This is a genomic window from Dyella sp., assembly GCF_035685885.1.
Taxonomy (GTDB): domain Bacteria; phylum Pseudomonadota; class Gammaproteobacteria; order Xanthomonadales; family Rhodanobacteraceae; genus Dyella.
Genome location: NZ_DASRZX010000153.1, coordinates 14,676 through 27,233 on the forward strand (window position 1 = coordinate 14,676; position 12,558 = coordinate 27,233).

The following is a 12,558-nucleotide window of genomic DNA, read 5'->3' on the forward strand; positions in this document are numbered from 1 at the left end:
GCCCGAAGCTCGCCCGCTCCACTCAAGGCCGGACGACAAACAGCTTGAGGTCGATGGCATCGGCCATGGCCTCGTAGCCTGCGCCGTTCGGATGCAGGTGATCGCCGCTGTCGTACTTGCCCAGCATGCGATCCGGTTGCGCCGGATCGCGAATGGCCTTGTCGAAATCGATCACGCCGTCGAAAGCACCGCCCTCGCGGATCCATTCGTTGACGCGCTGGCGCTTCGCTTCATTCGCGCGGGTGTAGTAAGGCCACCACGCGCCGTGGAAGGGCGTCAGCGTTGCGCCGTAAATCTTCAGCCCCCGGGCATGCGCGCGCGTGATGAGGGTTTTCATGCCCTCGATGATCTGCTCGACGCTGACCTGCTCGGACGGCTTGGCCTGCGGTCCCGAGTTTCCGATGTCGTTGATGCCTTCCAGCAACACGATCCAACGCGCGCCTGCCTTGCCAAGCGCATCGCGGTCGAAGCGGGCGAGCGCACTCGGGCCATAACCCTCGGTGAGGATGCGATTGCCGCCAATGCCTTCGTTCACCACGCCGATCGACCTGAACTTCGGGTCCGCCTGCAGCCTCGCGGCAAGCAAGTCGGGCCAGCGCTGCTGTGCATCCTTGTCCGAGCCCATGCCATCGGTGATCGAATCCCCGAAAGGAACGACCGTGCCGCCATTCGCCGCTGCCGAAACCTCCACGTCCGTCAGCAGGAAGCGGGATTCCGTGGTGTTCGCATCGGGGAGATCCATCGCCGCGGTCTCATCGCCACGCTCGGTGACATAGGCGGTAGCCAGGCCCGCGCTGTGGATGGTGGAACGAACGCCCGCATTGGCCGGCACATGGAAGCTCACCACCAGTTCCTGCAGCGGCTTCACGTCCATCGTGACCGCGTCGCTGAGCACGCTGTCGCCGCCGGCGATCAAGGTGTCCTGCTTACCGCCGAACATCACCACATGATCGCTGCCCGGCACGATGGCCGAACCCTGCGCGTGCAACGCCACATGCACCGGCCCGACAGGAAGTGGCGCTGCACCCATCAGGTTGGAGAGCCGCAGGCGCACTGCCGTGCCACCGACGCTGATCCGCACCACCTGACGCACGGTCTGCGCGGAAAGCGGCGGACCGTCGGCGTCAGGGGAGGCCGACCAGGTACCGACCCAGGACGACGCTGCCGGCGTCGCTGCCATCGCGGACTGGCATGCAAGGCCCAACAAAAGTGTCAGGACGAACGCGCGTGGAATGCGGGGCATGGTCATGTCCTTTGCAGGTGGTCGGGGAGATCTCTCCAGAATTATTGGCTGGACATCGCGCCGTCGCTGCAGCCGTCTGGAGCGCAGAGACTCGCATGTGATCAGCCATCAGTGCGTCTGACAACACGCACACGCTCAACCATAACGATCGGCCAACGCATCCGTTGCGGCTACCAGCACGTCGACGATGGCGGGATCGGCCGCGCTGTGCCCGGCGAGGACGACGTGGAAATGCGCTTCAGGCCAGGCCTTGGCCAGGTCGTGCGCCGTCTTCATCGGGCAGATGATGTCGTAGCGTCCGTGGACGATGGTGGCGGGAATGCGGCGGATGCGGTCCACGTCGCGTAGCAACTGGTCCGGCGCCAGGAACATGCCGTGGCGGAAATAGTGCGCTTCGGCACGGGCCACGCTGATCGCGGCCTTGGGATCTTCGAAGTTGCCCGGTTCGTCGGGATCATGGATCAGCGTGGTGCTGCCGCCCTCCCAGTTGCCCCAGGCCATCGCTGCGGCGAGTCGCACCGATTCGTCGGCGCTGTCGAGCCGGCTCCAATAGGCTTCCACCATGTTGTCGCGTTCTTCCGCGGGGATATGCGCAAGGTAGCGCTCCCAGCGTTCGGGAAAGATCCAGCGCGCGCCGCCATCGAGTTCGTTGAACCAGCGCAGCTCGGCGGGTCGACCCAAGAAGATGCCGCGCAACACCAAGCCGAGTACGCGCTCCGGATGCTGCTGCGCATAGGCCAGCGCAAGCGTCGATCCCCACGAGCCGCCAAACACCACCCAGCGCTCGATGCCGAAGTGCTCACGCACGGCCTCGATATCGTCAACGAGATGCCAGGTAGTGTTGTCGCGCAGCTCGGCATGCGGCGTGGAGCGGCCCGCACCGCGCTGATCGAACAGCACGATGCGGTAGCGCGCAGGATCGAAGAAACGCCGGTGATACGGCGACACGCCGGCACCAGGCCCGCCATGCAGGAACACGACCGGCACACCATCGGGGTTGCCGCACTCCTCGACATGCAACGTGTGCAGCTCGCTCACGGCGAGGCGATGCGTGGCGTAGGGTTCGATCTCGGGATACAGCTCGCGCACGGCGCAGCTCCTGCGGGGAGGGGTGGTCGAGCATACCCACGCACCGGCCGGAGGCGAAAGTGACGCTACCGGCGTTGCGCCTGTATGGCGCGGCAACCCTCGACACACGCGAACCAGGCCTTCGCTGCCGGATAGTCCAGCGTCATGCTGAAATGCATGAAGACGTTGGCACCAATCACGCCCACCACCGGCTGGTCCATGTAGCTGGACATGCCGCCTGGCTGTTCGCCGAACGCGGCGTCCGGACGTTCGGTGAACCACACCGGGCCCACGCGCCAGCCGGCGACCTCGATCTCGGGCACTTCGATCAGGCGGCTGTCGAAACGTGCACCGAGCAGGTTGTCGCCGTGCTCAACAACCCGCCATGAAGGATGCTCACGATGCCAGCGCTCGAACACGCGGGTGACGATATACGACGTCACGCCGATGCCGTGCGCACTCAACGAGGTCGCCGTGGATTTTCCCGCATCGGTCGGCCGTGCGGTGGCGCCGGTGTCCAACAGGAAATCAAACGGCTGGCCACCCACCGTCGCGCCGATGCGCGCAAAACCGGTTTGCGCGCGGCCTTGCCCATCGCGTGGAAAACCCAGACTGGCTGCGTGCATGCCACGCGTCGGCGTCCATGCGTCCGACTCCAGCCACAATTTGCGCGCGGGGTAATCGAAGGTCCAGATGTGTCCCGGCAGGTAGCCCGCGCCCAGCAGTCCGTCTTCGCCATCGACGGCACCGTCCACGGGCAGCACCAGCGCCACCGAATGGCAGGGCGTGCCTGCTGACGCCGGCAGTCCCTGGCCATCGCGAAACGCGAGGGAGGTGACCACCTCGGCCTTGCCCTCGTCGACGCTGCAAGCGTCGGTTGCCAGCTGCAGCCGAGATACCGCCTTGCGTCCCAGCACGTACCAGCCGCCACCGCCGGCGCCGCCCGTGTCGACGAGCAACCGGAGGCGCTGCCCTGTTTCCAGCATGGGCACGGCGTAGAAGTGCCCCGCCTCGTAGAGCGTGGGCACTTCGTGCCGCTCGAGCGCGCTGGCGGGCAACCCTGCGCCCGCCAACACCATGGCCGTTACCGCAACCCGCTTGTTCATGCCACATCCCTGTGCATGGATGGATCGACGTCCAAACAACTCAGAGCTTGTAGTTCACGCCGAACATCACCGTTCGGCCCCAGGTGTTGTAGTCGAGCGGACGACCGACTTCGACACCATTGGGCAGGCCGGAAATCTGCCGCGTCTTGGCCGCCTCGTTGGTGAGATTGCTCACCTGCAGCAAGACCGACAGGCCCTTCCACTTGCCTTCGTCGGGGAAGGCGTAGCCGGCCTGGAAGTCGGTGACCAGTTCCGGAAGGATCTGGATATAGCCAAGCTGGTCGAACAGCGCGATGGCCTCGCCGGTGTACGAGGAACGATAGCGTTCGGCAATGCGCGCCGACCAGCCGTACCGTTCGTAATACAGCGCAAGGTTGGCGACCTTGCGCGAGAGACCGGGCAGCGTGTTGGGGCCACCCGGAATCGACGACACCGAACTCACCGGAATACTGCTGTTGGTCAGCGAGAAGTTGGCCTGTGCACCGAAACCATCCAGCGCGTGCGTGATCAGACCGCCTTCGATGGCGCCCGACAGCTCCAGTCCCTGCATCCTGCCGCCCGTGCCGTTTTCCGGACGGGTGAAGGCACCGATGGGGCTGGTCGGCGTGAGCGTGGGATTGTCGTTGACGTACCCGGCCTGCTCGAAATTGAAGTCCAGGACGGTCTTGTTGTAGATGTAGTTGAGCAGGTTCTTGCCGAACACTGCGGCCGCCACGTAGCTGGATTCGCCGAAGTACTTTTCCCACGACAAGTCCACGCCCACCGCGACATACGGCTTCAGCTGCGGATTGCCGCCGCTGCCCGACCACAGCACCTGGCCGGCCGCGGGACCGGAAGTTACCTCCGACACGCTGGCAGAGCTGGCGACCTTCTCATCGTCGATGCGGCCGCGCGCCATGGTCTTGGCCAGGCCAAAACGCAGGTACTGGCGGTTGCCCAGGTCGGCGATCAGGTTGAGGCTGGGCAGCACGTTGTTGTATGTGGTGCCACCGGTGAGCGTGCCCACCAAGGTGTCGCCATTGGTCTGGTAGGCATCGGACGACTGGTCGGTGTGCACGAACTGCACGCCAACATTGCCGCGCAGCGGCACGTCGCCCAGTGCCGTGTCGATGTTGAACTTCACGTAGCCGACCGGCACCTTCTCCTCGATCGAGTAGTTGCGGCTCCAGTCGGACTGACCGTTGCGCTGCGTGAGGTAGAACTGGCTCGACAGCGCCTGGAGCACGTTGTAGTTGAGGATGTTGCCGAGGCCGCCATAGCCCAGGTCGGTCGGGCCATACAGGAACGAGGGATTCACCGGCACGCCCAGCGTGTGGTCATAGTTGCCCGAATCCGAGCCGTTGCCGTTGAGCCACGCGAAATAGACGTCCGCCGACTTGGTCTTCTTTCGGTCGGAGTAATCCATGCCCAGGTCGAACGTGCTGAAGATCCAGCCGACCGGATGCGAAATCTGCAGGCGGATGGCCTTGATGGTGTCCTTCTGCTTGTCGAATTCTTCGCGGCCGTTGTAGCCGTAATTGTCCGGATCGGTGAACACGACCGAAGCGGGATCAGAAAGGCTCATGTCGGTCCGGAAATTCGGGAAGCCGAAGTTGAGCGGCGTGCTGAAATCCACGCTGGTGGTGGCGCCGTTGGCGAGGCCACTGAACAGGTACGCGTCGTGCAGGTCCACCTTGGCCGTGGAGTACGAGAGGTCGGCCATGCCCTGCCAGCCACCACCAAAGTCGTACTGGTTGTTCCAGCCCGCCGAGAACAGCTTGTCGTGTTCCTTGTTGTAATCGTTCTGCAGGATGGGCGCGATGTTGCCCATGGTGCCGGTGGTGACGATGGGATACGGCTGCGACGGCACCGCGCCCACGTTGCTGTAAACCGCCGGACCGGCGTTGTCGTATGGGCCGCTGGCCCACTGCGCACCGTTGGTGTACTTCTTCTCGTTGAACGTGGAGTAGTACATGTCCAGCGTGGAGTGGTAGACGTCGTTCGGCGCCCACTCCAGCACGGCCATCAGGCCGTTGCGCAGCTGGTTCTCCGATTGCGCGCGCAGCTGCATGCCCTGCTGCGAGATCACGCCAGCGGGCATGCCCGGCGAATGCGGGCCGCCCCACGCGTCCTCGATGCTGCCCGGACCGTTGTCGATACTCCACCACCACGCCTGGTACTGCTTTTCCTGGATGGGCGAATCGAGCTGGGCGAAGCCCACCGCCAGGCCCAGCGTGTGATCGAAGAACTGGTCGATGTAGGAGAAGCTGGCGCGATGGCCCATGTCGCCCACGCCGGTACCCGGGTTGAGCTTGCCGTTGGTGGTGTACTCGCCGCGCAGGTTGGCGGCGATCGCACGATTGGGCAGGTCCAGCGGCTTGATGGTGTGCAGGTCCACCGTGCCGGACAGGCCCTGTCCGATCAGGCTGGCGTCGGGTGTCTTGTAGACCACCGCGCCGGTCATCAGCTCGGCCGGGTACTGGTCGTATTCCACGCCACGGTTCTCGCCCACGGTGGCCTGCTCGCGCCCGTTGAGCGTGGTGCCCGCGAAATCGGGCGAGGTGCCGCGGATGGAAATGAGGTTGGCGCGGCCGTCGGCACGCTGCGTCGCCAGGCCGGACAGGCGCGAAAGGCTTTCGGCGATGCTCGCGTCAGGCAGCTTGCCGATGTCTTCGGCGGAAATCGCCTCGACGATGTTGTCCGAGTTTTCCTTCGTCTTCAGCGCATTCTGGATGCTGGCCGCGATGCCGGTGACGGTCACGGCGTCCAGATTGCGCGCGGAGTCTTCCGCGGTCTTGGGCGGCACTTTGGTGGCCGGCGCCTGCGGTGCATTCGCATCCGTGGGCTTGGTGGTCTGTCCCTGGGCATCCTGGGCGTTGGCCGACCCTATCGCCGCCAGCGCGAACAGCGCGGCACAGGCGACAGCGAGCGGACGGCGGGCGGACGAAAACTCGGTACGCGCAACACGTACCTGCGACAAGCGGTGATGGCTCATTCCCTTCCCCATTCTTTTGTTTTGGAAAGCTGCGCCCCTTCGCAGCCGGGCACAAAACGCAAAAACTTGCGCCAGCCCTTGTGGTGACCGGCTTGGGCTCGTGTGCTTTTGAGTGCGGCAGAAGGATGATCGAGAGATTTTGCCGCGTCATCATGCGACGCAGCATGCATTCAGCGCGCAGTCGCGAAGGTGACTGCGCGCCGTGCGTTGAACCGCTATGGCGCCGCTTGCGAGCTGCAACCGGCAATCACGGCGGGGGCGTCCGGACCGGACATCGCATTGTAAAGATCGCCGCGCTCACCCTTGGTCCACCAGGTGTAGCTGCCCGCGACGTATTTCGCGCCCGAGCCGGCGATGACGTTGACGAACAGCATGGGCGTTCCATCGACAGGCAGCAGCGCGAAACTCTGTCCGCCATGGCTGTTGGAATAGGTCACCGTGAACGACTTGCCGCCCTCGCAGTGATACGTGCGCGCCTGCGTGGAATCCACACGGATCTGCGGCACGTTCAACGAACCGGAAGAACTGCACGCCGACAACATGGCTACGCCGGCAAGCGCCAGCAAACACATGAGGCCACGGGGATGGATGGACATGGCTACTTCACCTCGTCGTAGACGTATTCGTGCTGGCCGTCGCGCAGCACCAGCTTGCGGCTGCCGCCGTCGCCGGACACGACGAACTCGAAACCGTCGGAACCGGGCGAGATGGTGACGTAGGACAGCGAGCCGTCGTCGTTCTTGCGTGAAGCCACTTCGCTGCGCCACGCGCCGAAGTTGAACACCGTCGCCTTGCCGTCGTGCTCGACCTGGATGCTGCCGACCGACGGATTGCGATAGTTGGCCGCCAGCCTGGCCGATTCCGCCGCATCGGCAGGCACCGTCAGGCGCTTGCGCTCGGCAGCGACCTGTGCCTTCAGGCGCGCCACGCCACTGTCGATGTCGCCCTGTGCCAACGGCTTGCCGTCGAACAACACTTCCAGCAGCCGGCGCTGGAACGGACCGCGGATGAACACGCCGGCATCGGCATTGGTGAGGATCACCGCACCCACGCCTTGCCTGGGCAACCACATCATGTCGGAGTGGAAGCCGGCGAGATCACCACCGTGGTGCACCACCGGCACGCCCCAGGTGTTGTCCACCATCAGGCCCATGCCGTAGGTCGCCGTGGTGCCGATCGCCACGTTGGGCTTGCGCCGCTCAAGCAGTGCTTCCTTCGATACGTAGCGCTGGCCATCGGGCAGCGTGCCCTCGGCCAGCTCCATCTGCACATAGCGCAGCATGTCGTTCACCGCGCTCCAGGCCGCGCCTGCGGGGCGCGCCGCGCGGATGGAGTCGTTGATGCCCATGCCGGCCACGGCCGTATGGCCGTCAACATCCAGCCCGTGCGGCGTGGCGTGGTTGCCCAGCAGCGCGCGGTCATAATCGAACGTGGTCTGCTTCATGCCCAGCGGATCGAACACCTGCTTCTGCATGGCAAGGTCATACGCGGCGCCGAGGTCCAGCTTGGGATACAGCACGTGGCCGCCGACATAACCCGCGGCTGCCGCCATCAGGTTGGAATACTGGAACAGCTCGCCGAACTTGCTGGTCGGCTGCATGCCGCCCAGTGCCTTCAACACCGACTCCGGCGTGGCGTCGCGACTGTTGAGCAGCCACTCCATGTCCTGGCGTGGCATGCCCGTGCATGCGCAGATGAGGTGGCGGATCAACACCTGCTTCGTGGTGGCGGCATCACCGAGCTTGAACGAAGGCATCACCTCGACCACCGGCGTGTCCCAGCCAAAGCGCTTCTGGTCCACCAGCCGCGCAAGCATCAGCGTGGTCAGCGCCTTGGTGTTCGACGCGATCATGAACAGCGTGTCGCCATCGATCGGCTCGGACTTGCCGATCTCGCGCACGCCCAGGCCACCGGCAAAGACGACCTTGCCATGGTCGATGATGCCGATGGCCACGCCGGGCACGTCGTACGCCTTGCGCGCGTTGTCGACGAAGGTCTTCAGGGTTTCCACCCGCGCATCGTCCAGCGCGTGCGCCTGGCGTCCGGCGAAGCTCTCGCGCCTGTAGCCCTTGGGCAGCAGGCGATCGGAAATGGCGCGAAGCTGTGACCCACGCTTCTCGCCCACGGCGTTTGCCACGTCGTAGATCAGCACGGTGAACTGGTCGCCGTGGCGATAGGCGATCGCCGTCACGCCACGCTTGTCGTTGGCGGAGGTTTCGTAGTTGTAGATGCGGATCTGGTCCCAGTCGTCGCGCGGCGATGCGTTCGTGGCTACCTGCAGTGGCCAGGCCTTGGCCGGTGCGTAGGCTTTCCATGCCTGCGCTACGGCGGCGTCGGCATCGGCGGCCTTCACGTCCACCAGCACCGCCTGCGAACCCGATTCCGGAGGACTGAGCGTGATCTTGTCTCCGCTCGCCTGCATCGTCCAATCCGCAGGAAGCACGAACTGCGTGCCGGCGGACGTCGTCTTGGGCGTATCCGCCTTCACGGCGGCCTTGGTGGCGGCGGGCGTCGATGGCGGCAGCGCCGCCGCGGGCAACGCAAGACCAAGCAAGCCGGCAAACACAACGCAACGCATCAACATGGACGTACCTCGCGGGTAGAGGGAACGCTCTGCAGTCGGGTGCGCGCCGGATCAGTGATGCCGGCGCAGTGACGCCTGTGACGCTGGTGGCTTCCGGAGTCTACACAGGTTGCACGGGCGTGCCAGTGCGTGGGGCGGCGGCAGCTCGATGGTGGATGCACCTCAAAGTACAACGTGCTGTGGCGCGAATGCGCTGGCGATTCCAGCGGGACACGATGCCTCGATGGCACGCATCGAGGCTCAGCGCCTATCGTTCGCGCAACAGGCCGGCCAGTGCATCGGCCAGTTCGGTCTGGCGGAACGGCTTGGCCAGTCGTGGCAGATCGCTGATGAAATGATCCTGCAACGATGCAAAGCCGGTGATCATGAGCACGGGCAAGCCGGGATGAAGCCGGGACACCTCGCTCGCCAGTTGTGCACCCGTCATGCCCGGCATGGCGTAATCGGTCACCAGCGCATCGACGTGCAGGCCGTCGGCCAGCATCGCCAGCGCCTGGCGCCCAGACGATGCCTGCCGCACCACATAACCGGCATCCGACAGCATCTCGGCCGTACCGGCGCGCACCAGTTCTTCGTCATCCACCAGCAATACGGGCGTCGCCTGCGAACGTTGCAACTCCACGCGCGCGGCGGTGGATGAGGCTCCGTGATTGGCTTCCACCAGGGACACAGGCAGCCACATGGTGGCCGTCGTGCCCTGTCCGGGCACACTGGACAGGGTGAAACCGCCACCCGATTGCGCGGCCAGGCCGTGGACCATCGACAAGCCCAGCCCCGTACCTTGTCCCTTGGCCTTGGTGGTGAAGAACGGATCGACCGCGCGACTGATCGTCTCGGCGTCCATGCCGCTGCCATTGTCGGTCACGGCGACACGTATGTAGCGTCCATCGGTCAGCTTCGGCTGGCCTTGCACTTGCGCCGCCGCCACGTCGACCTTCAGCTCACCGCCCTCGGGCATGGCGTCGCGCGCATTCACGGCGAGATTCAACAGCGCCAGCTCGAACTGGTTGGGATCGATGTACGCCGACGGCAGGTTCGCATCGCAGGAAATCGTCAGCACGATCTGCGGACCCAGCGAGCGCGCGAGCAGGTCTTCCATGCCGCGCACCAGATGGGGAACATCGATGGGGCGGGCCTCCAGGTGCTGTCTCCGCGCAAAGGCAAGCAGGCGCTGCACGAGCGTGCGGGCCCGCTCGGCGGCCTGCAGGCCCGCGGCGATCAGCCTTCTGGTGCGATCGTCGTTGTCCGAATGACGCGAGAGCATGTCGAGCGCGCCGACGATGGGCGTGAGCAGGTTGTTGAAGTCATGGGCGACGCCGCCGGTGAGCTGGCCGATGGTTTCCAGCTTCTGCATTTCGTGGATGCGCGCCAGCGCGGCTTCGCGCTCTTCCACCGCCTGCGCCACGCGCTCGGCCAGCTCGCGATTGATCAGCTTGAGTTCGGTTTCATCCCGCTTGCGCTCGGTGATGTCCTTGAACAGCACCGCCACCTGGCGCCGCTCGGGCGGCTCCACGCGGAACGCGGACAGTTCCAGGTAACGCTCCGTCATACCCAGCTCACGCTCGAAACGTACCGGCTCGCCGGTGAGCAGCACGCGGCGATAGATATCGATCCAGCCGTCCGCGTCATCGGGAATCAGCTCGCGCAGCCTGCGGCCCACGATACGCGGGATGCCGCTGTTGATTTCGTAAGCGGGGTTGGCTTCCACATGGATGTAGTCGCTCAAGGCGCCATGGGGTCCATCGAGCAGTTCGATGACACAGAAGCCTTCGTCCACGCTTTCGAACAGTGCGCGATATTTCGCTTCGCTGGTGGCCAGGCGCTGTTCGGCCTGGTGGCGCGCCTCCACGTCGATAAGCACGCCGGGAAAGGAAACGGCCACACCATCGGGCCCCATCTCCACGCGGCCACTGCCTTCCACCCAGTAGTAGCGGCCATCGGCCCGGCGCACACGGCATTGGTGCGCATAGGTGCCACCGCATCCGGAAGCTTCGGCAATCGCGGCCTGCAGGGCGACGACATCGTCCGGATGGACGGTGGCGAGCACCTGCGCGAGATGCAATCCCTCGCGACCCATCGAGGGATCCAGGCCAAAATGAAAAGCGAATTGCTCGTCCACCGTGATGCGATCGTTGGGAAGATCCCACAGCCAGGTACCAATGATCGCGCCTGCCGCCAGCGCCATCTGCACGCGCTCGGCATCCTGCCGCTGGCGTGCTTCGCTGTCACGCAGCAGCGCTTCGGAGCGCGCGCGTTCGGCGGCATTCCAGCTGCGTTGGACCACCGAACGGACGAACTGGATGGCTTCGTCGCTCCAGTGCCGTCCGCGTGGATAGCGCAGCAGGAACAGGCCCATGACCTTGTCGCCACGCAACACTGGCACGTTGAGCACGCAGGGGCTGGCATCGGCATCGACGAGTGCCGTCGCCGCGCCCTCCACCGGGTCGCTGCCGGCCGTGTCCTCACCGAAGAATGGCTCGGCGCCGCGAAGCGCACCGACGTCCGCGACCAGCTCACCCAATGGGTACGTGCCGGCGACAGAAGGCCTGCCATCGGAACGGCATTCGCTGGTGATGCTCAGCGACGATTGCGCCAGATCGACATCGGCGTATTGCACGCTGGTTATGTCGAGTTCGCGGCACAACAACTCCACCGCCGCGCGCTTGGCGGCGTCGGCATCGCTGGTACCACGCAACGCATCTTCCAACTGGAGCAGCGAATCCTGGCGCCGCGCGCTGAGCACGCGTCCGGTCGTTTCGGAGACGATGCACAGCACGCCGCCCACCGAACCATCGGCCTCGGGCACAGCGGAATAGGACACGTCGAAGTACACCGTTTCGCCATAGCCATGCCGCTCGATATAGAACGGGCGATCGGCGGCCGCGAAGGTGTTTCCCGTTTCGCGCACGCCACACAACAGTGGCTCCAGGTCCTCCCACAGCTCGCTCCAGCATTCCGAAGCGGGACGCCCCAGCGCGCGGGGATGCTTGTCTCCGATCGTGGGAGCATAGGCATCGTTGTAGAGCGCGACGAAGTGAGGCCCCCAGAACAATACGATCTGCGCCCGTGCAGCGAGCAGCATGGCCACGGTGGTTCGCAGGCCCAGCGACCAGCCCTCCGGCGTACCCAGGGGCGACTGGGACCAGTCCATGTCGCGCATGATCGTGCCCAGCCCGCTTTCGCTGCTCGAAAGGAAGCTCAGCTGCGTGGCGCGGGCAGCATCGTGGGGCATCGGGCAGCATCCTCCGGAAGCGAAACATCATCGAAACGACGGCCCGATGGTAGTGAACCGCGCGGGAACCGTCACTGCATGGCCGTCCATACCATTCCCGGTATCACATCGAATGTGTAAGCGCCAACAAAACCTGCGTATGAAAATCGTCAAGGACCGCGGATGCCGTGACTGCGCGGCGCGCGAAGGCATCCATCGCCGGCTGGGCCAAACCGCTTGAGCCCCCGAGGCCCGTTGCCTGATCCTGCCGGAAGATCGCAAGTCCAAGAAAAAGCCGAGCGCCCCCAAGGGTCGGCTCGGCTTAGTGACAGCTCGGATGGAAAACAGCGGCACCCGCCGTGTCACCCCCGG

7 protein-coding genes are annotated in these 12,558 nt (G+C 64.9%); all 7 read right to left on the reverse strand.

The features are described 5' to 3' along the window. Positions 1 to 22: 22 nt before the first annotated feature. The 7 genes from VFG49_RS17495 to VFG49_RS17525 all read right to left on the reverse strand — a co-directional run bounded on the left by VFG49_RS17495 (position 23) and on the right by VFG49_RS17525 (position 12,207). Positions 23 to 1,243, reverse strand: coding sequence for an SGNH/GDSL hydrolase family protein (locus VFG49_RS17495; protein WP_324862918.1), 1,221 nt, complete (start codon positions 1,241 to 1,243; stop codon positions 23 to 25). A gap of 135 nt (positions 1,244 to 1,378) precedes the next feature. Further along, the gene (gene pip / locus VFG49_RS17500) at positions 1,379 to 2,332 is read right to left on the reverse strand and encodes a prolyl aminopeptidase (protein ID WP_324862920.1); all 954 of its coding nucleotides are present in this window, start codon (positions 2,330 to 2,332) and stop codon (positions 1,379 to 1,381) included. A gap of 65 nt (positions 2,333 to 2,397) precedes the next feature. After that, a complete protein-coding gene (locus VFG49_RS17505) occupies positions 2,398 to 3,417 on the reverse strand; it encodes a hypothetical protein (RefSeq protein WP_324862922.1) in 1,020 nt (339 codons plus the stop codon). 40 nt (positions 3,418 to 3,457) lie between these two features. Beyond that, a complete protein-coding gene (locus VFG49_RS17510; RefSeq protein ID WP_324862924.1) occupies positions 3,458 to 6,391 on the reverse strand; it encodes a TonB-dependent receptor in 2,934 nt (977 codons plus the stop codon). Positions 6,392 to 6,606: 215 nt separating this feature from the next. Beyond that, a complete protein-coding gene (locus tag VFG49_RS17515) occupies positions 6,607 to 6,987 on the reverse strand; it encodes an MliC family protein (protein WP_324862926.1) in 381 nt (126 codons plus the stop codon). A 2-nt stretch (positions 6,988 to 6,989) separates the two neighbouring features. Then, positions 6,990 to 8,975 carry a serine hydrolase domain-containing protein gene (locus VFG49_RS17520; RefSeq protein ID WP_324862928.1) on the reverse strand — a complete coding sequence of 662 codons (1,986 nt, stop codon included), beginning with the start codon at positions 8,973 to 8,975 and terminating at the stop codon, positions 6,990 to 6,992. A 247-nt stretch (positions 8,976 to 9,222) separates the two neighbouring features. Next, positions 9,223 to 12,207, reverse strand: coding sequence for an ATP-binding protein (locus VFG49_RS17525; protein WP_324862930.1), 2,985 nt, complete (start codon positions 12,205 to 12,207; stop codon positions 9,223 to 9,225). Between the last annotated feature and the right edge of the window lie 351 nt (positions 12,208 to 12,558).